We start from the raw sequence: 23,379 nt of genomic DNA, 5'->3' as shown, positions 1-23,379 counted from the left end.
ACAAAATACAATATGAAAAAAATTATGACCTGGATTACAATTACGTGAGTCATACCAAGCGCCTGGATAAAGCCACCAGCATCCTTTTTTTGGGTGGATTTTTTTTCTCAAAGCTTCAAAATACACCGCTCCTGTTATTGTCGGTCCTATTTAATCTAATATCATTGTCCCTGTACCTGACGGGTTATATTCTGTGGTACATAGCAAGCCATCTTTATCCGAATTATCCTCAAAAAGAAGAGTGCTGGTACGGCTTTACACAATTTAAAAACCAGTACAAAATCTCCGCAATGCTCGGTACTGCGGCAATTCTTCTCTGCCTGCTCGCCATTCCCTTTCCCCTGCTCATGCTTCCTGCCAGTCTTCTGTTTGCCGTAAGCAATACCATCTGGTGTATTGCCGAATACCATAAAATGAAACAACCACCGTCCTATGACAAGGACTATTCCTCCGAAAAACAATCGGTTTATATGCGCTATGCGCTGCTTTCAACCGGCATCAGTATTCTGACTGTAACCGCCGCCATCCTGTCATTGTGTTTTCCTCCCGTTGCATTACCGCTCATGATTACAACAACAATCATCAGCTTTCTTTTAAACCTTATCGCGATTGATACCTGGCTTGCGTGCCAACTCGAAACTTACAAACCGGATCGTGCCATATCCAGTAGCGGAATAATGCTGGAACAACTGGAGGCACGACCTGATCTTCAACGAGCCCCTGACAGTGACTTGTCTATCGAACAAACGAACCCGGAGATGTTTACGCTGCTCACTCCAAAGCGACAAAAAGAGTGGATAAATGCCCCGCAACACCCCGTGAATTCAGACGGGATACCATTCTCATCGCCATTAAGTACCAGCTTCCGTTAATCGATATTTACTTTTACAGTATCAGAAATGACGTTGATTTTTTGATATTACTACTACCGTTTCCATTTCGTTTTGCCTGGTTTTAATTCTTAAAAAACGCCTGCGTCCCGCGATTTATTCGCGGGAACCCCTAGTTCAAAGTTCAGAACTACGCACACCTGGATGCCGCGAACAAGTCGCAGGACGTAGACAATTTTAGAACTATTGGTATATCACAACCGCTCAAAACGAAATGGAAACAGCACTACATTTGGTGTTTTAAAAATACCCGCGGAATTGTCTCCCTAGATTCAACTCTTCCGCGCCATCCCATTTGAGCCCTATTTATTAATAACAATTTTTTCGGCTGGAATCCAAGCAACTTGTTTATTTAAGGCTTACTCATCTTTAATTCTATTGGGTAAATAGGTTGACTTAGTTTTAGAAAAGGAGATTCCTGTAGACAATCCTATCTTTTCATATAAGATATGTTTTTTTATTATGAAGTGATTTCAGGATGAAAGTTCCATGCATCTCTCTTTTCTTTTTAGTAACTAGCCATTGTGCTATAGCATCTCATTTTACGCAACCTGAAGTATGTCCTGACGTTACCGCATTCGATAAATATGAAGAAGTATTTTTTGATTCCGGCGGATGTCATTATGATGGCACTTGCTATGAGGCAGCTTATGGAGTTAGGTTTGGAACTAAAAGCAGATGGAATCTCATTATTTGGGTACATGATCCTCTGGAAACTAAAAGTCAAAGCGCTGTTTCAGGGGTTAAGAAAGCATTAAAGACTTTATCTTTTGAAAAAGGACCAATTCTCTTAGAGAATGGACGTTGGGCTTGTATATATCATAATGATTTAGGGTATAAAACACATATGGTTCTAGCGGAGAAATATCTATGAAAAAATGCTTGCTTATATTAGGGATCACTTTACAAGCATTTAATTGTTTTGCATTAGCACCTCCTGAAAAGTGCCCAAGTGTTGAATCTATTATTCAAAAATCAAAGTTGATTTATAGTTCTATCACATTTGACGGTATGAGTAGCATTGATTCTCACTCTTCAAAGTTTGATACCGAACAAGATTGGATGATTGCCATCTGGGTAGATAATGCCAAAGATACTAATGATGCCGCTTTAAAAGCAAAAAATGCTCTAAAGAGTATGACCTTGATAGAAGGTCCACTCCAAATACGACCTAATGCGTGGTCTTGTTCCTATGACAATGATCTTAATTATATTATACGCGCTGTGCATTCTGACGGACCATGGTTTTCTAATTCCTCAAAGTAAAGCTTTTGATTCTAATTTGTTAGAACAAGTCGACACATCTTCGCTCCTGAAGATATGAGTCTATGATTTACGATTCGCAAATCAATTTTAAGAAGACAATTTCGCGGATATTCTTAAAATACCCCACATTGCCAGCTCAAATTATAAAAAATCAACAACGCAAGGATTTGGCTAATTTACAATCATCCTATAAAATGCTCTTTTGTTTACCTTGTAGTGAAAATTAAGATCAAAATTATTCACGTCAATTCTTACAATAAGGATGTTACCGATGATTACTACTCTGGCCAAAAACCTGTCACTTGCGGTAGAAAATCTTAAAGACAGTAAGCTAAAAACATTAATCGAACCTCATATCAATCCAGACGCAAATCAACAGGACGAATTATTTACCAGACAATACCCTAACCATCGGGTCATTCGCAACGATGGTCGCACCGCCTATCGTCTGGCAAACGAATTAACCTATCACAATCCGCTGAATATGCTACTGGTTTACGCGCCCGTAGAAGTTTGCCGGGATATCTGCGATTACCTTCTAACCCTGGATGATAAGGATTTCGTTCAAATACTCTCGACCTGCCATCATCACCCTTCCAACGATAAACTGCACGAGCGCGTCATGAGCACGTTAACGCATTACGCCCCACCTGCGATAGCCACAGCGCTCTTAACCCGTGTTCAAAGCCTGCCGGCATCAGAAACAATCGCACTGTTATTTGGTTCGTCCTACTGGAATCGCTATTTTGTACAATTTACTGATTTACTTGATGTGCAAAATGATGAAATAACACAAATATTGATAAACATGCTGGCAGGTATACCCGGTAAAGATCTATTTAAACTTTTTCAAACGACTGCTTTCCCGTTGACATCTCATGCGGCCTTTATCGATTTGTTTCTACTTACGCCGCCACTTAATGAAAAGCAGGCATTAACTGCACTTGCCCTTCTTGATAAATTCGACCACAAGGAATTGCAGCAATTACTCTCGGGCAAAACGGGTGAAGCCAATTTGCTCGCTATTATTTTTTCATCCCAACCGGAATCCGTGATTAACAGGTTTATTCCCATACTGGAGAAAATACCGGCCGATCATTTAAAAAAATTGTTAACTGCCCGCTCTGCGTTCGCTCCCGATAAAACACCGTTGCAAATACTGTTCTCCCGTAAGGATTGCTCTACGGCAGCCATATCCCTATTTGAACGCCTGAACAAGGATCCCGATACCCTGCTGCCATTATTGACCGACGTTTCCGTATCGCAGTGTTATTCACCATTACACACCGCGGTTATCCATCAAAATGACCGTGTTATAGCCTATTACCTTGAGCAAGACAAGGACGACGCCAAACATAAAACCGTCAAAAAAACCATGTTACGCCTGGCAAGGGATCACAAACATAGCGACATTGAAATGCTATTACTGGCAGCTCCTATCAGACGACTTATTCAAAAAAACGCCTTAAACAACAAAAACAAACAACGCTGTTTTGACTTCCTGAAAACTCATCCCGGAATTTTAACAACCCAATGGACACAACGTAAGTCTCTACTACATACGGCTGCTGCCAAAGGCCGAAACGACATGGTATTATTATTATGTAAAGCCGGCGCCACAACACATTGTGTTGACGAGAACGGACGAACCCCCCTCAATGAAGCCATTCAAAACAATCATCTTGATGTCCTGAAAAACATGGCCGCTCCAATGAGTCGGAGCCGCATGCGAGCATGGGTAGGGAGCTTTCCAAAACTCAAGGAAACTGTTGCACTTTATGAACCACTGCAAAACACCTTAAACAAGCCTTCCCACCAGACTTTTCATCAGAAAATTGAGCAATATTGCCATGAAAATAATGATTGCTATCTTTATTTTCTGATGAAGAGCGGACAATTATTGGGTGAAACAAAAAGCGAGGATTTACGAACAGCCGTATCCGAATTTATTGCGCAACAATTAGATAAAATAGCCGGCGTGAACCCTGTTCATGATCGTGCCTTGCAGCTGCAGTTAATGACTCTGCTGTTTTCCTTACCAGGTAAGGAACTGGAGTCGCTGAAGAATGGCCCGATCCTCAATGAGGATCGCAGTAGAAAGCTGGGTATGATACTCATGCAAGGCCTCTGTCAGCCAGCTATTTATTCCTCGTTATCTTCCCGCGAGCATCGCCTGATTCTTGCGCAGTTATCACAGCCCGCTATTGAAGAGTTATCATTACCGTCCGAATTAGCCCGTTTTCATTTTCTACACACCCCTTTCACCGACATGCCACCAGACATTCTGCTTGATTACGCACAATGTCTTACCATCAAAGAACTTGTCGACTGTTGTGAACAACGACGGAATCCTGTTTTGCTCATTCTGGCTCTGCAACGATTACTTCAGGAAGATCCCGTTGATGAATGGTTGCTTGGCCATTTGCTACCACAGCTCGCACAGGAATTGATTCTCTTTAATCAGGACAAACCTTATCGCCCGGATGCGGAATTCCTGCTGTTGTTGAATCTGACTATATCCGGGAAACTTAAACAGCTTATCAATGAAAAATTGCGTGAATTTCCGGAAAACAGCCTGTTAAAAACACGATTGAAACTCGTCTTTCAACAATTTAAAAATGAGCAGCCGCTATTGCCGGACAGTTTATTACGTACGACTTTGCAGACCATGGCCTGCGATGAAAACATAATTGGGGATCCGTCTTATTATCCCGCCTATACGGAACTTTTATCCGCGCTGGCTCCGGATGAAACAACCATGATCTTGCAAGCTCTTGATAAAATATTGCAACCGTCGCTCTCCGATGCTTTTACCCACGCCATTTATTATCCAAAACTGGAGAACAATGAGGAAACGTTGTCTTTTCTGTTTCATCAATTTAACCAGGCTGTAGTCCGGGGGTTACTGGCGAGAACGGATCGAAACGACTATATCCATTATGTCTGCCACTGGTTTTATGATCTGCGTGATCCTTCTCTGGATGAACAGATGTATGGACAGCTCGAGGATTTGATTAGCAAAAGTGATCCCTCTTTATGGCATGATGTACAAACTCGCATGACCCATCTGTTACAAAAATACGATGCCAGTTTGTATTTGCTTACGGATCTGAGAGTACTTCTCCTGGAAACTCCTTTAAACATGGAAAGGATAGTATCCCGTCTTGATGAGGCGGGGTATGAAACCCTTATTCAACTTCGGGAATATTGTTTCCTTATCAAAAACAATGATTTTACAGCCATTATTGATTATGTTCTGGAAGCGCGAAGAATCTCGTTGCAGGTTAATCATTTTCCAATATCGGGATTTTCTTCCGGATCCGAGTCCATCAAATATTGGCTTGATTCCGCCTTGAATCATCTGGATCATCAACAAAAACGGGCGTTATCCATCCATGCCCTTACAACAGGTCTGTATTTGAATGAACACAGCGCCAAAGAACGATTAAGACACTTGACCGCCTTGCTCGAAAATCATTCCGGCAGCATAGATAGTCACGCCATGGTTCGAATTATCCAATCTTATCTGCCTTTGTTAAAAGAGGACGTAACGTCTGATGGGTCACAATTATTCATAATGACACTCCATAATTTCTTTGAGCATACTCGTTTGTCCGTCGTCAATAAAGTCATCGCATCACTGGATACGGAGTTGCTGGATCTCATCACGCAATATTGCTTACACAATTTGAGCACAACCGATTTGGAAACACAGACTGCCTGCCGAAGCGTCATGACCTTATTATGCCAGGCTTCTGAGTCAGACAGCGCCGGGTTAAAACAAATCAAGCATCGTTTAGGCCACCAGGATCTGGATATCATTCACGACAAGACATTAAAAAAAATCGCAACATCAGTTCTTACCGAAGACAAGGCATCACTTCTGGATCATACGATTAATGGTGTCTGGATCCAGCGCCTGCTCACCTCGCCTCGATTTGTCTCGGCCTGCTCCCCGCAAACACTGCAAGAGCTTGTCGAACGCTATCGCCTTGTTTCCCTAACCCTGAAACAAGATGAGTTTAACCGGTTAAACAGTGGATTGCGTCAAAAAATGGCATTTTACAGGCATCATAACAATTGTCTGACGCGCCTTGAACACCGAATAAAAGACTCCGGCCAATCGGTTACGGCGTTGTTGGAAAAAAGGCAGCGCTTGCTTCAATTCAGAGCATCCGACAGCATTCGCGCCTTATTGACCCAACTGGAAGATAACTGCTTTGAACTTAGAAAAGACAATCCCGATCGGGCCAACGCTGCCCTTAACGTGTTGTATACCCATTACAATAACCATTTAAGCGGTTTACGCTCCGACTGGCTTTTTAAAATAGCGGACTTTGTCGTTACCCGGAGCATTGGCAGTAAAGGAGATATTGCCATAGCGCAAAATACCTTATCTGGCTGGTTGCAACGTTATTTACCTCATAAAACCTTTGAACAACATGAATTAAGCCGCAAGACTGCTGTTTTTCTATATGACATTAATGGAAAAAAAATCGGATTCATCAATGAATCCAATCGTGCCATGACGTTTATTGACGACGAGCCGCGTTCGTTCATTGAATTACCCGGTTATCGTCCTGGCACGCTCTTTTACGACCGAAACCGTACCATCATGGGTGAGCTGACTCCATCCGGAGAAATAAAAAGAGAAAATATTTTCCAGAAACATACCAGCGCACTGTTAGTAGCCAAAGTACCTGGTGATCAACTGTCGCAATCTCCAGCTGCTTTAAACCTTCTCATAGCAGATATTCTCAATGAAAATGATCTGGATAAGCTTTATAACGAAAGCGATTCGGAAAAACAATCATGGATTGAGGAAAAGATTTATGGCTACCTGAAAACATGCCGGAAAACCCTGCATATCGATTGTTTTAAAATCATTATTGACCGATATAGTCGTGACACGGTTTACTCGTTACTGGCTGTCATGCCCTCAGCAGCAAACGCCCACCATTTGCTGGAAGTCATGCTCGCTCATGAGGACACACGCCATGAATTATTCTCTTCAGAACGACAAAACCAATTTCACACTTATTTAAAAAATCATAATGCGCAGCTTATTTTTGCCCAATTTCTTCTCAATCATCATAATAAACCCTGGTTTTCCCAGGGTTTGCAAGCGTTTGCGACGTTCGCGAAAGAAACGGGGCAAGCCGACCTGCTTATCGATGCCTTGCACCGACTCCATAAACATACCTACAAACACAAGACAGTCCGCGAGGAACAGTATGACAGGGTGCTCACTGCCTTGCTTGACGGGGAAGAAATATCCTCCGTGATCTGGAAAGATTTTTTAAACGCCGACCAGACATCGATCATTCAGAATGTGGACAACAGGCTGGCTATGTTTTTTAAGCGACGCCATTGTACACCTAATATTATAAAGCTCAATGAACAATCGGATTGGTCTCAAAGCTATCAATATCGTCTTATTTTACTGATTCTCGATAAGCAACGAGACGAATTTTTCAGGCAGCAGGAATTACGCTACGACAAAAAAAACTGTTGGACTGCCCGGGAATTGGGCCAATATAGTCATTTTGTTAAAATGCACGGCAAAACCACCGCCCAAATAGATCGGAAAAACACTATTGCAGACTATCTAATAAGCGAACTGGTCTTTCGATGTGCTAATTTTGGTGATAATTCGTTATTTTATACCACTGATAAAAAATTTGATGGCGATTTTGCCCGTAAAAATTTGCACCGAAGTTATCTGAACGCCATCGCAGCCAGGCATTATTTACCCGACAGTTTAACAAATTTGTGCAAACGCCTGAAAAACTGGTTTAATCGAGCGCCAAAGCAATCCCGGCTTGTCATTGAAGAACTCAAGGCCAACCAGGCAATTATTGACTGGAAAAAAGTGAATGACCAAACATGGGATGTAAACAATTCCATGACCTCTTTGCCCATTATTAGTGCCTATCTGGTTAACTATTCCGGCAGCAAGGATCCTCTTGTCCGTTTAATTACCGATTATTGCACGCATCCGGAATTTCAAAAAAATTCAGCCAATTTTTATCCACTGACCAACGTTATGATCCATTTGCCGGATCGCGATGTCAGTGCCTGCCTGTTTTCCGTTTTGGAGGATATCCTTTCAACCGCACCGGAGTTAATGGATTACACCATATTTTCACATCTTGCTTCCTGTTATGCCAACCGTCACGTCAAACGCGATATGACACCTCATGAACAGCAATTGGCATTAACCAAACATTTCGGCTTACAGCAAAAATACGCCCTGGTACAAAGGTGTTGTCATTTATCCAGGGAAAATCAACGACACAACAAAGAACCCGGGGTTATTCAACTTATAAAAAAAATAGAAACGGAAGCACGTACCGAACAGAAACTCGGCCAACACATTGGAAAATGGTATTTTAATCTGTGGCAATTTGTGAAACGCTTTTGGCATTATGGCCACAAGGGAATCAACCACCCTACTGAGTTCGTAACTTTTTGTGACAGTAATTCTCCCTACACAACACCCGTCAAGAGTCCGGATAATATCCGGACTCCGGAAATAGGCGGACAGGTTATCACAGCCCAGCTTGTCCAACATGAGAAACTACAGATATTCAAAAAGCGTTATGAGAAATTTTTACAGGAGGAAGCCAGGAAAAAAATGAAAGGCGCAACTGCTTCGTATAATGTTGCCACAGAAAAAGCAACCTTTTTTTCCTGCTCAAAAGAGCATAGACGCTCTTCTGACGGTTCCACCACGGCTCCAGTCGACAACCCAATCAGTTTGTTAGATACAAAAAACACCTGCGCTCTATATTCTGTGGTTGTCGAGGGGATCCGGGTTTAGTGAACTGATTAAGGATAAGCTACAATTATACTATAGTGTACTTATTTTTTACAAAAATTGGTTGTAAATGCTATTTTACCTGTTGCAATTCGAGGGAGTGATTATGATTATTTTTTATCGCCTGACATGCGGGGATAAATAAATGGCCTTGAAATTAATTTTCCTCGGCTCAGGATCAGCCTTCACACTCGATGAGGATAATTACCATTCCAATGTCCTGTTACAAAAAGATCATCATACTATGCTCATTGACGCAGGAAGCGACATACGTTTTTCATTACACAAGCTTCGCCTCAATCATCGTGACATACAAAACGTCTATATCAGCCACTTGCACGCCGATCATATTGGCGGCCTTGAATGGCTTGCATTATCCACTTATTTTGATCCAGGATGTAAAGACAAACCCCATCTTTATATTTCAGAACATCTTGTCAATGATTTATGGGAAAAATCATTATGCGGTGGTTTGAGCACCCTCCAGACCGAGCAAGCCAGTCTGAAAAATTTTTTTAATGTTCATGTTATCAAACAACACGAACAACTGATTTGGCAAGACATTCCCTTTAAACTCGTGCAAGCCGTTCATGTGATCAGCGATTATGAGTTAATGCCTTGTTATGGTTTGATGTTTGAATATAACCAAACCCGTATTTACCTCACTGCAGATACCCAGTACGCCCCTAGCCAGCTTCTGGATTATTATGAAAAAGCCGATATCATTTTTCATGATTGCGAAACATCGGCATGCAAAAGCGGCGTTCATGCCCATTATTCGGAACTCCTCAATATTCCCGGAGAGTTAAAGAAAAAAATATGGTTATATCACTATAATCCTGGAAAATTACCCAATGCGAAAGCCGATGGATTTCTGGGATTTGTCAAAAGAGGCCAGGTGTTTACTTTCTAGGCTCTGTACGCAAAACTTTCCTGGCACCATTTTTTTACAAAAGAACCGTAGCCCGCAAGGAGGCCTGCGGACATATTGCGGGGCTGAACGTTTTCCCGCATTTCGGCTTCGCCTTCATGACGGGCTACAGGAAATTTTTGGAGAAGGTAAGCGTGCAAAACCTGAGATACTAAGCACCGCATCACTTTCGTTTTTGACAAGCTGGCTGTCAAAATGAAAGGGATGCGGTACTGATTTATCTAATAGTCCCGGTTTTATTTTAAATAGTCTTCCACTACCTCACCATAAGGTAAGGTTAAATCGGTAACAAAATGCGAAACCGACACTATTTTTTTCACATAAAGCTCGGAGATGGGTGCCAAGGCATGGGGATGCAGTTCTATGCTGCCAGGTCCGGTCCATGCTCCTTTGACATTAAGATCCGTCATATAAGTACGTGTTAACTGATTTAACTCCGGTTTACCATCCACCCCAGGTATATTTTTTAGCAAAAATACCGGTTTTTTTAAAGATTCCTGAACCTGTTTAACGTCCAGTGGGTGATGCTTATAACCCATAGTAGCCGTGGCAATGCGAATACTTCCATAATCCAGCGTACCAATAAGAGTATCTTCTTCCACGAATAGTTTGGGTTTGGCAAGCTTTTTGGGAAATCCCCATATCTCACGACCACCGGCAATAGGTGCGTGGCAATCCAGAAACATGGAAATAGTAAAACCGCCTTCCTCGCCTTTGTATTTTACCGGGATAATCTGGCCTGATTCGGTATAATCCCCAAATCCGGTCGAATCGGGCATACGGATAAATTCAAATTTTATCACAGGTGCCAGCAATTCCAGAGGCGGTGGTAAAATAGCCTTGAGAAGCTCCGGATCCGTTTCGTAGGTAATAATAAAAAATTCACGGTTAATAAATCGATAGGGTCCGGCCGGATAAGTCCTAATCCAGCGAGGAGCAGGCATATCAAACTCGTTGACAAAGGTATATTTTTCTTTTGAATCGTCTTTGTTGCTCATAACTTATCCTTTTGTTAATTTGACAAATATTGTAGAGCCTCTTTGCGGTACCCAATAGTGGCCCAACCTGCGATCTGAATATAAATTACCTTCGTTGTGGTATTACCTTGAAACTCAAACAGCATTCACTTCTTTTTTGCGACTACTTTAAATGTGACTTTCACGGGATCTTTTATTTCGTCTGTGCTTGCCCAATCACCCTGGCCTACCCCAAACGTTGATCGATTAATAATGGTAGTTCCCTCAACTACCCCCATGTCCCTGGACGGTTGGCTCGTTGTAAACGTCAGGGTAACAGGTGCCGTTTTATTCCTGATGGTCAGTGTGCCAATCGCCTGATATTGATTATCACCGGTTTTTTTAAATTCACTGGCTACGTATTCCGCTTTAGGAAACATTTTGACGTCGAACCAGTCCGAAGTAACCAGCGTTTCCTTTAAATCGGCATAAGAGGCTGACACAGAATTCATATCAACAATAATATGTATTTTACTTGCCTGATAGTTATCCGGGTCTACAAAAATCTCACCACCAAATGTTTTAAATTGACCCGATACAGGTGCGTCATTCTGGGTGCCTGTAAAAGTCAGAGTGCTTTGCTCCGGAATAATTTGCCACTCCGGTACTGCCGATTTGGCAACAAAAGGCAAGGCCAGCAACAATGCTGTTAGCAAACATCGAAGCGAGATCACGAAATCATTCTCCTTAAAATATCATCCTTATCAATAAAATGGTGTTTTAATGCCGCGGCGATATGCAGAAAGATAACTGCAATCAAAGCATAGCCAAGCCATTTATGAATTTCAATATACAATATTCTTGCATCTTCATTGGGGGAAACCAGATTCGGCAACGTAACCAAACCAAAAAAAGAGGCCGGAAGTGCCGCCGCGGAAGTAATAAGCCATCCGGTAACCGGCAAGGCAAACATGAACCCATAAAAGGTCCAGTGAACACTATGAGCCGCAAACGACTCCCATCTGGGCAGTTCAAGATGTGGTGTCACATTGATAAAACGCCACATAAGACGAAGTATAGCCAATCCCAACACCAGAAAACCATATTCCTTGTGCCACCCGTAAAATTTGAGCTTTTGCAGGCTGATGGGTAATTCCACCATATACAGTCCAAGGATAATAAGTCCAATCATCAAGAGCGCTAAAACCCAATGCATCAAAATAGCAATCAATCCATACCTGTCCCTGGTATTCCTTATTCTCATTCTATTGCTCTCATTTTTTATCTTTAAAGGCTTCCGCACCAATTTCTATCCGGACATCGTCACCAAGTTGAGGCAGTAGTGTTTTCATACCAAAATCAGAGCGTTTCAGACTGGTTTTCGCGGTAAAACCAACGGTCATTTTTTCATTAACGGGGTTTTTACCGACTTTATTTAAGGTAACATCAAGGGTTAGCGGCTTACTGACACCATGTAACGTCAAGGTACCATAAACCCTGGCCTTTGTGTCACCTAGTACATCGACTTTATTACTCACAAAGGTTGCTGTAGGATATTTTGCCTCATCAAAGAAGAGTTTGCCTTTTAAATGCTTGTCAAGTTCCGGTATACCGGTTACAACATCGGCAATTTTTACAGTCGCCTCAACCTTGCTGTTTTGAGGGTTATCCTTATCCAGCGTCACTGTTCCGCTTGCATACCATTTACCAGCCTGGGTAGAAAACCCTAAATGTTCAATATGCCATAAAACATAGGTATGTTCCGGATCCAGGGTTAGTGTTTCCGCTTGCGCATATAAAACCGTTGAAACAGGAAGCATGAACGCAGCCAGCAGCATAATGCGTTTAACGAAATGTAACATGAATTAACTCCATTTATTGTTAGTATTCAAACCTTGCTTGAGAATACATAGCGCGTCTGTCTTATCAACCGCAAACCTGAAGACATATCCTGATATTTATTCTTTTGCCGCTGTCGTGCTGCCGCCTACCAGTTTTTCACATAATCCTGCTGGAACAAAAACGAACGCATTGCGTTGTCCGTCCTTGGTGGCAGATCCGGCACAGGAGCTTGTTGCCGTGGCGCAATCGTTGGATCCCGCTTTCACAACACCATAGCATTTTTCCGTACTTGAACCTGAGCTGTCTTCCGCGGCTACGGCACTATTTGCAACCGTTATAGCTAAAAAGGCAGTCATTGCAGCACCTATTACTTTTTCCTTGTTTTTCATTACAGTTCCCCTGCTCCATAGGTTTTTTATTAATTCCAGCTTAGTCATTAACTACAATCGTGTCCAGTACTCCTATATTGCCACTACTGACGCAACCCCTTTAAATTGCTTGTAACGACTATTGATAATGAGTATAGTCTGCTGCGGTTCAAGAATACATAAGCGAACCCGAATTATTTATTTTTGTTAAAAACCTGGAAAACATATGACTTATTCTACAAATAGCTCAGCACATCTCGCTGCGGCGGAAATTCAAAAGCAAGTGGCGAATTTTAAACCCGTAGTTGGTATTGTTCTTGGTTCCGGATTAGGAAGCTTCGCTGATCAATTGGAAGATTCATTGTCTATAGGCTACGAACAATTACCCGGATTTCCCAAAACGACCGTGGCCGGGCATGGCGGCAATCTGGTGTTAGGCCGGTTAAACGGCGTTGACGTGGTTTGTCTGCAAGGACGAGCCCATGCCTACGAAAGCATGAATTATGATTGTGTCAAAGTGTATGTCCGTACTTTAAAACTGTTGGGGTGCGAGTATTTTCTGGCAACTAACGCGTCCGGTTCCTTACGCGAGGATGTTGGTCCAGGGGAGTTAATGCTGATCACGGATCACATTAACATGCAACCTGGCAATCCTCTGGTCGGCGCGAACGATGACGAATTCGGTCCTCGATTTTATCCGCTTGACAATGCTTATGATTTAGAAACACGCAGTATGCTGCTGCAACTCGCCCTCAAGGAAAATATCAATCTTCATCAAGGTATTTATCTTTCCGTATTGGGCCCCAATTATGAAACAGCGGCGGAAATCAGGGCGTTTCGTATTATGGGGGCGGATGCGGTCGGTATGTCGACTGTTCCTGAAGTGCTGGTAGCCAATCATTGCGGTATGAAAGTAGCGGTTATCGCAACCATTACCAACTATGCAACCGGACTCGCCGGAACCAGCCACAGCCATGAAGCGGTTGTACTTATGGCTTCACAAGCAGCAGAAAAATTAAACCGTCTTATCAAGAGTTTTGTCTCCGGGCTGGTATGACTATCGGGCGGGAATTAACAATCGTGCTTGATAAGCTCGATATGGATTGGGACAAACAAACCTTGCCCCCCGAGACGATCATATCGTTGCTTGATTTGACTCTTCTTGATGAACAGGCTTCTCCCGATCAACTTGCAAAAATAGCATATAACATTGCGAGGTATCCTGTAGCGGCAGTGTGCCTGTTTCCCCAACAACTAACCACAATTCACATTCCTCAAGGAATCAAACGAGCCGCGGTTGTTAATTTCCCGGAAGGCAACCAACCCGGTAACCAGGTAGTACGGGATATCGAACAAGCCATTACAATGTATCATGCTAATGAAATAGATTACGTCTTCCCATACCAGGCTTATTTACAAGGCGATAAAATATCGGCACTGGCGCATTGCAGGGAAGCGTGCCGACTTTGTTTCGATCATCAGACCGTTATTAAAGTGATTTTGGAAACGGGAGCGTTTGCTTCTTACGACGTATTATATCAGCTGGGCCGTGACATATTAGAGCAGGGCAGCCAGTTCCTTAAAACCTCCACCGGCAAAATAGCGAAAGGAGCAACCCCCGAGGCAACACTGGTTCTTCTTAAAGCCATTAAAGACTCCGGCCGCTCCGATTGCGGAATCAAAATATCGGGGGGCATAAAAAAAGCGGAACAGGCCGCATACTATATAAATCTGGCTGAAAGCTGTATCGGCAAACAGGTTGATAGCAACTGGTTTCGCATTGGAGCAAGCAGTCTACTGGACGATTTGATCAGTAATTGCAGGCTGGATTACCCATAGGCAACCAAACCGAACCAATTTTTAATAGTTTCTGTAGCCGTCATGAAGGCGAAGCCCTGAGGAATCCCGACATTTTTTGAACAAAAAATGGAAGTGCCTGTGTTTTTTTGATCAAATTCAGATTACCTCGATCTACCCCCTCTCCCGCGCCAGGAATTTGAGTAGTAGGATGATATTTTTTCGCGGGATGAGGGTTGGGGAGAGGGCATGTCACGGATGGTCATTGACGATATATGGCCTGCAATCTCCTTACAGGCTATTCTCAATTTTGCTTCGATAGCCCTCATGACGACACGCCCTGATAGTAATTAATAACGATACCGAGCCACATTATCAATCCATACCAGATATTGGATGAAAACGCTCGTAAACAACGTTCTTCATCCCGGTCAGCTATCAGCCATTGCTGGTAAACAAGACTTGAGGCACCAACCAGCCAGAAGGCGATAAAACCTTTAAAAAAATGTGCGGATAACATCACGGGGATCCAGAGAGTATGGAACATTATTTGTAACAACCCAATGGCAAGTTTATCTCTTTGCGCGAATAATATGGCTGTTGATTTCACCCCGATTTGCAGATCATCCTGTCGATCGACCATGGCATACTGGGTATCGTATGCAACAATCCAGCCAAAATTAATGGCTAAAAGCAAAAACAGCGTTGTATCAATCATAACTGCGGAAGCGGCATAGGCCATGGGGATCCCCATCGAAAAAGCCAGTCCCAGTATCAATTGTGGACTTTCAATAAAACGCTTGCAAAATGGATATAAAATAGTTAAGGCCAGTGCAATCAAAGCATAATAAAAGCACCGAACAGGCAATAGAATTAGCAGGCTGGCCGCCAAAATCAACAGGAATAACAGTATGCCTATGGCTTCATTTAAAGTGGCTTCACCGGATGCCAGAGGTCTGTTGCGTGTTCGTTTCACATGGCTATCAATATTCCGATCGGCTATATCATTCATAACACACCCGGCAGCCCTCATAATGACCGTCCCGGCCAGAAACAACAGAACCAGTCCTGGAGATGGAAAACCTTGATTGGCTATCCAAAGCGCCCAAGCGGTTGGCACCCATAATAAAACAATACCCACAGGCTTGTGAAAGCGCATCATGCGAAATAAAGCAGATAAAGTCATCTTGCCACCTTCAACAATCCGGGTAATAAAATTTCGGCCAGATAAAAAGAAAAGCGCCGGTTAAGTGCAAACTCGGACCATCGAACCCATAAAGTCTCATCGTCATTTATCGCCTCATGGCGTTTTGGCCAATAAAACTCCAGCGATTCCTTATCTATCGCGTAATACTTGAACTGGTTGCGAGTGATCTCCGGCTCATGAAAAACCAGGGCTCCTAACGACTCACTCCGTAACCGATCAAAAAAATGACGATTAGCTTCAAAAACCTGCTCGGGAATAATGGTACGGGCATACCAGCACGATATCTGGCAGGCTTGCATAAGGATATCCCGCTGTATAACCCACTCCTCTTGCACATTCAGGACATATCGTTCCCACCATCCGGCCATCACCTTCTTTTGAGACAAGACCTGCAATTTGGCCTCCCCGGCCAGCTGGCGTAATTTTTCCGTTAACGACTCTTTATGGGTAAGCCAGGGCAATAACTCCGTCGGGGGATTGGTAATCAATGGGGAATAAAAATGTTTTGAGGTAAACATATCAATGATATCTGCTGAAATGACACATAAGAATTATACTCGTGATCTTTCAAAATGAAAGTATCCAGGTTCTGTGAACCAATTTTTTCGCAAAGCGAAAATGAGGCGAATAGCGGGCTCTATTTAACGAATTCAAAGACATAATGGCGCCAATTAGCCTCATTTGCAGCTGTGAAAATTTTTGTTCACAGAGCCCAGGGTGTTTCCATTTAATTTTGACAGGTTAACTGTCATTCCAGCGAAAGCGGGAAACCATTCCTGATGTGGCTCAGTGCTTGATTCAGTATGGATCCCCGCCTTCGCGGGGATGACAAAAAGATAAACATTCTGTGCAAGCCAACCTGTCAAAACTAAATGGAAATGGTAATAGGGCGTGACTGGAAACCTGTACCAGCATCAAAGGACACGCCCGATACGATTGACAACCACCCGCCCCACTTCCACCCGGCGATGGAGAATGACAAAATGGCCATTGGATGAGGCCCGCCTGATATTTCCTGAAAAAACCAGAAAATCCTTGCTCTGGAATCCAAGCCATTTTACCTGAATGTGTTTATTGAAATGCCAGGGCCATTGAAAAAGCAGGTGATCGCCTGACGACAAATGATGTGTTTTATTGTCGGGGAAAAGAAGCATACCCCGAGACCAGTCTCCTGCAAGCGGATTTAAAGTCAGATTTGTTCCGGTAAGCAGAGCTCTGTTCCTGACGTATTGAACAATACCTTCAATTTCCTTTTCTATGACGGTAATTTCAGTTTTGTTGTACGATTCCCTGTAAAATGGCAGACATGCAGCGCATATTATGCCCAGTATAGTTATACCCAGCATCAGTTCGACAAGACTGAATCCCGAAGAATATCTCCCTGTCATGCCGGACATACTTCCCTGGAAGATAAAAAACCTTTCACTTTTAACAAATCATCATAGGCACGACTTTTATCCCTGGGATTACGCAGTAAATAAGCCGGGTGATACGTGACGATAAAAGGGATTTGCTCATAATGATGAATTTTGGTTCGTAGCTGATGCAGTGTTAATGATTTTCCGCTCAGGAATTGTCCGGCAAAACGTCCTAAAGCCAATATCAAGGCAGGCTGTATCAGATTGATTTGCTCTACCAGATAATTCCGGCACATTTGTATTTCATCGGCGGCGGGATCCCGATTATCTGGTGGACGGCATTTCAACACATTGGCAATATAGACGGATTGTTCATCCAAACCAATGCCTTGTAACATACGGTTCAATAATCCCCCTGCCTTACCCACAAAAGGCAAACCTTGCTTATCTTCATAAAAACCGGGCGCTTCCCCGATAATCATCAGATCCGCACATGGATTTCCCCGTGCAAACACCACATTGGTGCGCGATTTATGAAGCGGGCAGCGTTGACATGAAGCCACCTCCAGCGCCAGTTGTTTTAAAGGCCGGACATTGTCACGCTCACGCAGTTGCCAAAGCTCAACGCCCATTTGTTGCAGATAATATTGTTGTAAATGATCAAGCATATAAAGCGGAACACTCTTATTTTCGATGTAAAAAAGCGGCTATTCTTATAGTGATCATAGCAGGAAATACGCGCGCGCCAAAGGCCAGTGTTTTATTTATTATTCCCGGGATAATGATTAATTTATTCCTCTGTAATCCTCTGTACGCAACCCTGGCAACCTTTGTCGCGGACATCAAACCAATAAACCCCCGCTCCAGAAAAGTACCCTGCATGCCAGCCTTTTCAAGAAAGGAGGTTTCCGTAGGCCCGGGGCATAAAATAGATAGGGTGACCCCATACTTTTTCAGCTCATAGGCCGTTGCCCGCGAAAAATTAATCACATACGCTTTACTGGCATAATAAGCAGCCATTTTAGGCCCCGGCTGAAATCCGGCTGTAGACGCAACCTGTAAAATTTTACCGCCGCCGGATTTTTTGAAATACTGGGCATAATGATGGGTCAACTCGGATACGCACATTATATTTAATTGAATCAGGCTATTAAGCCGTTCCGAACCCATGTCCGTAAAATCGCCCCAAAAGCCAACTCCTGCGTTATTCACCAGACAATCAATCCGCAGATTTCTTTCCGCAATGGTTTCAACCAGATTAAGGGCGCTCCCGGAGCGGCTGAGATCCATGGCAATAACGTCTACGTCAACGGCGTATTTTAATTTTATCGACGCGGCAATCTGTTCGAGAAGTCGCTCATCCCTGGCTACCAGAACAAGATCATGGCCATTTTGAGCAAATTCAAACGCTAAAGCTTTCCCGATACCCTTCGATGATCCAGTGATCAACGTTCTTGCCGCTGTTGTCTCTTTGTTCATTATTTATACCATTTCCATAAGGGTTTCTAATGATGGTTTGCAATGGTTCTTCTTTATTTTTGTATGCGATACATAATTCTTTGGCGTCTTCAACAGAACCATCCTTAAAACTTTTAAAAACCCGTTCAATCTGACGCGGATACAAGTCCCATTCACCATAAAATTCCTCCCCGCCAAACAAACGCTGGTTATCAAATAATTCCCGCAAGTCATCAAACGCACCCTGAAACGCTTTGGGATCATTCGTTGTTGGTAATGAGGTTAGCAATTGCTGCAATATAGCAAACAATATATGAATTTTCCCCTTCATCGCTATTATTTCATCGACACAATCATTCGAATTTGGCACAGCCAACTTATGCCTTAATGTCAAAAATTTTTTCAAATCCTCCTTATCCTGAATCAACAATTTGGAAGGCAAATCTTTTATAACAGAATAAATCATGTAGAAGACATCCATGTTATTCCTAATCTTGTTGCTTTCTGAAACACTGTTCTCACATACACATTCGAGTTGACTCGCATCGTCGAGGCGGCATTTTCCCTTATCGGATTTCTCCTGTTCTTCCCGCATAAAATCCGAAATGATTGCAGTCCAATCTTCTTTTTTTCTATAGCGCGTGAAATGCAGTAACTCTTCGAGATTATTAAACGTGCTATACATATATTCCTTATTGACAGCCGGCATGCCATTTTCCGGGGAAGCATAGCGTGCTGCGATATAATCTTTTGTAGGTTCATAACCATTGTCGATTAATATATTCTGGGTGGCCGGATCCACATCAAAACTGAGAAGAGACAGGTTTTTCGGGGAATTTTTATTTTGTTTTTCCTCGTCATCCTCGCTGCCGGTTCCAATCGATATTATGGGCTCACCGCGTTTTAAAGCATAAAAACGCTCTTTAAACCAATCGAGTACCAAATTCCCAATATGTTTTAATTCGCTATAAACTGAACGCCAAAATCCCTGTTCATTCTCCGTATTAAGCGTTACCGATATCAATACCGCCTGATTACTGTATTGTTGTAATTTGATTCGGTCTCTCTCCCAGCCGCTCACCGGATCTTTAACACCGGTTAATTTTTCATAAATCCAGTTCCAAATGAAATTTTCACGGTACACCCGGTCAACAAATTTATCCAGAATGGTTCGCTCACAACCATTATCAAACTGAAAAGCCAGCAGACTCAGACAGTTGCCATGCTCGGAGGTCAGCAGTGTGGAGTAATCATCACAAAACGCTTCCGTCGGCAAGTTACTTTTAATACCCCCGTCACTGTATTTTTCTCCCTCAAAAAGGGTTGGTTTATACACTACCGGTAAGCAAGCGGACATGGAACAGACCTTGCTAACTTCGTCATTAGGTGTTTTTTGATGTGAAAAATACCTTGTTATTCCTCGCTTGATTTCCGTCGCTGTAATCACTAATTCATCACCCAAACCACAATCCGGATAACGTTTTTTCAACTCGGCCAATGTCTTGAAATCTATGGGAAATTTCCAGAACAGTCTCCTGTCTTCTGCTTTATCAATGCTATATGTATCTATAATTTGTTCTATTTTTTTCAGAATCATATAGTCCACAGCTGATTTCAACGCATCGGTATCTGATATTCCATTACGATCAATATCAACATGAATCAAATGCTCCTGGCGAAAACCCTTGAAAAATTCGTGTATTTCCTGCCAGGTATAGCCCATGTAGCATAAAGTCGCCATGATAGCTCCAGCAGAACTGCCCGCAAACCTTTTCGGGCGGATTCCGGCTTCTTCAAGGGCTTTGACAGCCCCCACATGGCCGAATATTTTTGGTCCGCCACCACAAAACACAACCGTATCCAGATCGGGACGCTTCTCAAGAACCAGAACTTTACCGCTAACCGGATGCCTGAAAATTTTTATACCGTCGTGTTTTATGATGGGTTTAAATTTCATGATAGGTACCGATGCAAGCTCATTCACCGGTTCTTCATCACGAGAAGCTTCTGAAGAAGAAACGCCCCAATCCTCAAATAAATTTTTCTCAAGCTCATCCGTCTTTTTTTCAAACCACTTCTCCAGCCATTGCCACAAACGAAGATACCAGGGTCGTTTTACATAGAAACGCTGAGTGTGGCGATATTCCTGCATGGCTTGCAGACGTTCTTCATGATCATTGACATCAATAGCATAAGGATGCGGGTCGGAAACGAGTTTATCGTAATTCTGTTTACCCAGATCGGCAGCAATCATTTTTTCCACCAGATCATCGGTCAGGAAGAGACGTTTGACATTTCGTAATGGATTTTCCTGCGGATCATCGGGTTGGTGGTATTTATCGCCGGTATTTTCCGTATTCATCTGATTAAGCGAAATTAATAACCCATGTTCGTCTTCACAAATCTCCAGTCCGGTTAATTGATAGTCCGGAGATAGCAGTTTTTGAGACGCAAGATACCAGTGATTCGATTTTTTACGGTAATACAATAAATTGGTAATTCGTCCCCACCAGCTTAATCCCACTTCAGCCGTATAGCCACGATAATTATTGGTGGCAACGCCACTGAGAATAGCTTGTTTTGCTTCCTTGCGATGTGAATCTAAAAACCAGTTGATAAATTTTCGTTTTGATGTGTCACTCAACTTTGTATAATCAAAGATAATACGCTCATCATCCAGTAAGTAATCCGCAAGAGAGTATTTTTTTTCCGGAGACAATCCGTTTATTCGAAACCACCCGTGGTGAACGCATAACAGCAATTTTTTTAGCAGGAGAATATTGGGGTTTATGTCCGTATCACGCCGTAATAAATTTGTTAATACCTGTTCACGCTCCATTTTAAATCCCTCTGACAATGAATGAACGAGCAATCAATCCTACAGAACCTAGTTTATAACTATCACACTTTTATGAGGAAATGAACAGAGGACGGATTTTACCTCATATCCAGCCCAAACCGGCAATGAAATAGCCAAGCAACTTTATGTTCCAAGGTGATCCCACATGCCTGGACAGTTTGGCGGCAAAGTTAAACTACAACCCGATGGTTATGCCGCCTGATACATCCCAAAATATTTGAGCACCAGACATCCTGCCTGATTTCCTGGAACATAAACTTATAAAAAAATTGCGTGATTCTAAAAAAAACCAACTTGCAGAACGCGATATTAAAAACGTTAAAATGATCGTAATGCTTTGATTGGTGGCCGTGTTTAATATAATGTCATTATTATGAACAAAAATGAGCTGATTATGCCAACTTATACAGAATTCGATAGCAGTCTTTCTTTAGCCATGTTAGAGGAAGCTTTGAAAAATCAACGAATTAAACTTGTATTGACAGAAATTGCAACACGATTACGCCATGAAGTGTTGCCAGCCCTAGTGGCTCAAGAACAATCTGGCTTATCACTTAAACTGGAAAGTTTGGCTATGCAACAATCAGCGGGCGATAAATTTTTAGGCGCTCTTTTACCAGACTATTCAGCAGAATATTTAGAACGTACAACTGAAGGACGAGCATTACTTTTAACTACAATTGATAATTGTCTTCGAGATGCCAATACTATAAGTACCCACCACGATTTTATTGCCCTCATGAAAGCCATTGATGGTATGGCGTTTCTTTACGATGTTTTTGAGGCAGATAATGCAAATACATTTCATTTACGATGCAGAGACTATATTGCGCCTACAATGGAAGAAGTTGCCATACGCGCTCGTCGTGCTGATGACCTGTTGGCGACAACTTATGGTATCGGTACAGAAACTGGAACCGATTTAGTCTTAAAGAAAGACGCGCCGACTGGTTGTTTATCTGGGAAAGCACGATTTTTTATCTTGCCAGTTGAGCACCGCTCACGAACCTGGTTTGAGAAATTAGCAGATCAAAGCCCTGTTGACAAACCCGCAATACCACTCATTGCAAGCCCATCTAACGCAGCAGCTAAATCGCTTATAATGGCTCAAGGCATGGATCTGTTTTTAAAAACCAATGGTCTATTTGATCTTGATAAGGCCCAAATATTCGCTAATTGTTTAATGGCGTATTTAGTATATTGCGGTCATCATAGTGTGCTAGAGATCATGGAAATCTGGAATAGACAATTGGATTTCGTAGCCATAGAACGACCAGAGCAATTGCGTGTTGGCATTATTCCAAGTGAAGCAACCACGTTGCCTTATATGGAAGAGACTGGTGCAGTTGAACGAAAATTGCCTTATGCTGTAGTAGGTAATTATTCAAAATTTTTACATCCCATGTATGCTGATGAAGTCATTCAACGTACTAAAAATCAACTTGAGGAAGGAATAGATTTTCGTTTTGATAATGAAGCCAGCACAGGATCGCTTCGTAAGTAGGTGGTCTGTAATAACCTATATTGCCTGTTAGGTTATTTGAGATTTTAGTGATTCATTGCCAGTTTGGGCTGGATATGCGGGACAATCATTCACAGGGGGACTCTCCACGTCTCTTTGCGCGG

The 23,379-nt window shown here is 42.6% G+C and carries 19 protein-coding genes; 8 read left to right on the top strand and 11 right to left on the bottom strand.

What is annotated here, in order from left to right; genetic code table 11:
* Positions 1-44 precede the first annotated feature (44 nt).
* From CKW05_RS07240 to CKW05_RS07225, 5 genes are all read left to right on the top strand, one after another.
* Positions 45-872, top strand: coding sequence for a hypothetical protein (locus tag CKW05_RS07240; protein ID WP_058483429.1), 828 nt, complete (start codon positions 45-47; stop codon positions 870-872).
* Positions 873-1,368: 496 nt separating this feature from the next.
* Positions 1,369-1,764 (top strand): hypothetical protein, encoded by a 396-nt coding sequence (locus tag CKW05_RS15315; protein WP_133141137.1) that lies wholly within the window; start codon positions 1,369-1,371, stop codon positions 1,762-1,764.
* Positions 1,761-2,156, top strand: a complete 396-nt coding sequence (locus CKW05_RS07235) for a hypothetical protein (protein ID WP_058483428.1) — start codon at positions 1,761-1,763, stop codon at positions 2,154-2,156. Before CKW05_RS15315 ends, CKW05_RS07235 begins: the two co-directional genes overlap by 4 nt.
* A 271-nt stretch (positions 2,157-2,427) precedes the next feature.
* Positions 2,428-8,979, top strand: coding sequence for an ankyrin repeat domain-containing protein (locus CKW05_RS07230; protein ID WP_058483427.1), 6,552 nt, complete (start codon positions 2,428-2,430; stop codon positions 8,977-8,979).
* Between the two features lie 142 nt (positions 8,980-9,121).
* Positions 9,122-9,889, top strand: a complete 768-nt coding sequence (locus CKW05_RS07225) for an MBL fold metallo-hydrolase (protein WP_058483426.1) — start codon at positions 9,122-9,124, stop codon at positions 9,887-9,889.
* A gap of 254 nt (positions 9,890-10,143) precedes the next feature.
* Here CKW05_RS07225 and CKW05_RS07215 read toward each other — a convergent pair whose 3' ends face one another.
* From CKW05_RS07215 to CKW05_RS07195, 5 genes are all read right to left on the bottom strand, one after another.
* Positions 10,144-10,905 (bottom strand): acetoacetate decarboxylase, encoded by a 762-nt coding sequence (locus CKW05_RS07215; RefSeq protein ID WP_082642766.1) that lies wholly within the window; start codon positions 10,903-10,905, stop codon positions 10,144-10,146.
* Positions 10,906-11,030: 125 nt separating this feature from the next.
* Positions 11,031-11,597, bottom strand: a complete 567-nt coding sequence (locus tag CKW05_RS07210) for a YceI family protein (RefSeq protein ID WP_058483424.1) — start codon at positions 11,595-11,597, stop codon at positions 11,031-11,033.
* Complete coding sequence (locus CKW05_RS07205; RefSeq protein ID WP_058483423.1) at positions 11,594-12,127, bottom strand: cytochrome b; 534 nt, start codon at positions 12,125-12,127, stop codon at positions 11,594-11,596. Before CKW05_RS07205 ends, CKW05_RS07210 begins: the two co-directional genes overlap by 4 nt.
* 10 nt (positions 12,128-12,137) lie before the next feature.
* Positions 12,138-12,725 carry a YceI family protein gene (locus CKW05_RS07200; RefSeq protein WP_058483422.1) on the bottom strand — a complete coding sequence of 196 codons (588 nt, stop codon included), beginning with the start codon at positions 12,723-12,725 and terminating at the stop codon, positions 12,138-12,140.
* Between the two features lie 96 nt (positions 12,726-12,821).
* Positions 12,822-13,094, bottom strand: coding sequence for a BufA1 family periplasmic bufferin-type metallophore (locus CKW05_RS07195; RefSeq protein WP_058483421.1), 273 nt, complete (start codon positions 13,092-13,094; stop codon positions 12,822-12,824).
* A gap of 205 nt (positions 13,095-13,299) precedes the next feature.
* Here CKW05_RS07195 and CKW05_RS07190 point away from each other — a divergent pair, with 205 nt between their 5' ends.
* Positions 13,300-14,130, top strand: coding sequence for a purine-nucleoside phosphorylase (locus tag CKW05_RS07190; protein WP_058483420.1), 831 nt, complete (start codon positions 13,300-13,302; stop codon positions 14,128-14,130).
* A gap of 23 nt (positions 14,131-14,153) precedes the next feature.
* Positions 14,154-14,912, top strand: a complete 759-nt coding sequence (gene deoC, locus CKW05_RS07185) for a 2-deoxyribose-5-phosphate aldolase (RefSeq protein WP_157737716.1) — start codon at positions 14,154-14,156, stop codon at positions 14,910-14,912.
* 283 nt (positions 14,913-15,195) lie between these two features.
* On the opposite strand, the gene ubiA is transcribed toward deoC, so the two are convergent.
* From ubiA to vpdC, 6 genes are all read right to left on the bottom strand, one after another.
* On the bottom strand, positions 15,196-16,056 hold the full coding sequence (gene ubiA / locus CKW05_RS07180; RefSeq protein WP_082642765.1) for a 4-hydroxybenzoate octaprenyltransferase: 861 nt from the start codon (positions 16,054-16,056) through the stop codon (positions 15,196-15,198).
* Positions 16,053-16,595, bottom strand: coding sequence for a chorismate--pyruvate lyase family protein (locus tag CKW05_RS07175; RefSeq protein ID WP_058483418.1), 543 nt, complete (start codon positions 16,593-16,595; stop codon positions 16,053-16,055). The genes ubiA and CKW05_RS07175 overlap by 4 nt, the downstream gene beginning before the upstream one ends.
* Positions 16,596-16,991: 396 nt before the next feature.
* Positions 16,992-17,465 (bottom strand): pilus assembly FimT family protein, encoded by a 474-nt coding sequence (locus tag CKW05_RS07170; RefSeq protein ID WP_157737715.1) that lies wholly within the window; start codon positions 17,463-17,465, stop codon positions 16,992-16,994.
* Positions 17,462-18,103: a uracil-DNA glycosylase gene (locus CKW05_RS07165; protein ID WP_058483416.1), complete on the bottom strand. Its 642-nt coding sequence runs from the start codon at positions 18,101-18,103 to the stop codon at positions 17,462-17,464. The genes CKW05_RS07170 and CKW05_RS07165 overlap by 4 nt, the downstream gene beginning before the upstream one ends.
* 16 nt (positions 18,104-18,119) lie before the next feature.
* Complete coding sequence (locus CKW05_RS07160; protein ID WP_058483415.1) at positions 18,120-18,914, bottom strand: SDR family NAD(P)-dependent oxidoreductase; 795 nt, start codon at positions 18,912-18,914, stop codon at positions 18,120-18,122.
* The gene (vpdC, locus tag CKW05_RS07155; protein ID WP_058483414.1) at positions 18,838-21,732 is read right to left on the bottom strand and encodes a Dot/Icm T4SS effector VpdC; all 2,895 of its coding nucleotides are present in this window, start codon (positions 21,730-21,732) and stop codon (positions 18,838-18,840) included. Before vpdC ends, CKW05_RS07160 begins: the two co-directional genes overlap by 77 nt.
* Before the next feature lie 394 nt (positions 21,733-22,126).
* Between vpdC and CKW05_RS07150 the strand changes: the two genes are divergently transcribed.
* Positions 22,127-23,257, top strand: coding sequence for a hypothetical protein (locus CKW05_RS07150; RefSeq protein ID WP_133141136.1), 1,131 nt, complete (start codon positions 22,127-22,129; stop codon positions 23,255-23,257).
* Positions 23,258-23,379: the final 122 nt, after the last annotated feature.

Source organism: Legionella spiritensis (assembly GCF_900186965.1).
Classification (GTDB): domain Bacteria; phylum Pseudomonadota; class Gammaproteobacteria; order Legionellales; family Legionellaceae; genus Legionella_C; species Legionella_C spiritensis.
Note: the sequence above shows the minus strand (reverse complement) of the source record. Positions and strands in the feature narration are given on the sequence as shown.

Excerpts from the sequence above, each read along its gene's own strand:
- CKW05_RS07170 (WP_157737715.1), bottom strand. The coding sequence starts at position 17,465 with ATGACAGGGAGATATTCTTCGGGATTCAGTCTTGTCGAACTGATGCTG.
- CKW05_RS07160 (WP_058483415.1), bottom strand. The coding sequence starts at position 18,914 with ATGAACAAAGAGACAACAGCGGCAAGAACGTTGATCACTGGATCATCG.
- CKW05_RS07165 (WP_058483416.1), bottom strand. The coding sequence starts at position 18,103 with ATGCTTGATCATTTACAACAATATTATCTGCAACAAATGGGCGTTGAG.
- CKW05_RS07230 (WP_058483427.1), top strand. The coding sequence starts at position 2,428 with ATGATTACTACTCTGGCCAAAAACCTGTCACTTGCGGTAGAAAATCTT.
- CKW05_RS07235 (WP_058483428.1), top strand. The coding sequence starts at position 1,761 with ATGAAAAAATGCTTGCTTATATTAGGGATCACTTTACAAGCATTTAAT.
- CKW05_RS07175 (WP_058483418.1), bottom strand. The coding sequence starts at position 16,595 with ATGTTTACCTCAAAACATTTTTATTCCCCATTGATTACCAATCCCCCG.
- CKW05_RS07190 (WP_058483420.1), top strand. The coding sequence starts at position 13,300 with ATGACTTATTCTACAAATAGCTCAGCACATCTCGCTGCGGCGGAAATT.
- CKW05_RS07215 (WP_082642766.1), bottom strand. The coding sequence starts at position 10,905 with ATGAGCAACAAAGACGATTCAAAAGAAAAATATACCTTTGTCAACGAG.
- CKW05_RS07150 (WP_133141136.1), top strand. The coding sequence starts at position 22,127 with ATGAACAAAAATGAGCTGATTATGCCAACTTATACAGAATTCGATAGC.
- CKW05_RS15315 (WP_133141137.1), top strand. The coding sequence starts at position 1,369 with ATGAAAGTTCCATGCATCTCTCTTTTCTTTTTAGTAACTAGCCATTGT.
- vpdC (WP_058483414.1), bottom strand. The coding sequence starts at position 21,732 with ATGGAGCGTGAACAGGTATTAACAAATTTATTACGGCGTGATACGGAC.
- ubiA (WP_082642765.1), bottom strand. The coding sequence starts at position 16,056 with ATGACTTTATCTGCTTTATTTCGCATGATGCGCTTTCACAAGCCTGTG.
- CKW05_RS07225 (WP_058483426.1), top strand. The coding sequence starts at position 9,122 with ATGGCCTTGAAATTAATTTTCCTCGGCTCAGGATCAGCCTTCACACTC.
- CKW05_RS07195 (WP_058483421.1), bottom strand. The coding sequence starts at position 13,094 with ATGAAAAACAAGGAAAAAGTAATAGGTGCTGCAATGACTGCCTTTTTA.
- CKW05_RS07200 (WP_058483422.1), bottom strand. The coding sequence starts at position 12,725 with ATGTTACATTTCGTTAAACGCATTATGCTGCTGGCTGCGTTCATGCTT.
- CKW05_RS07205 (WP_058483423.1), bottom strand. The coding sequence starts at position 12,127 with ATGAGAATAAGGAATACCAGGGACAGGTATGGATTGATTGCTATTTTG.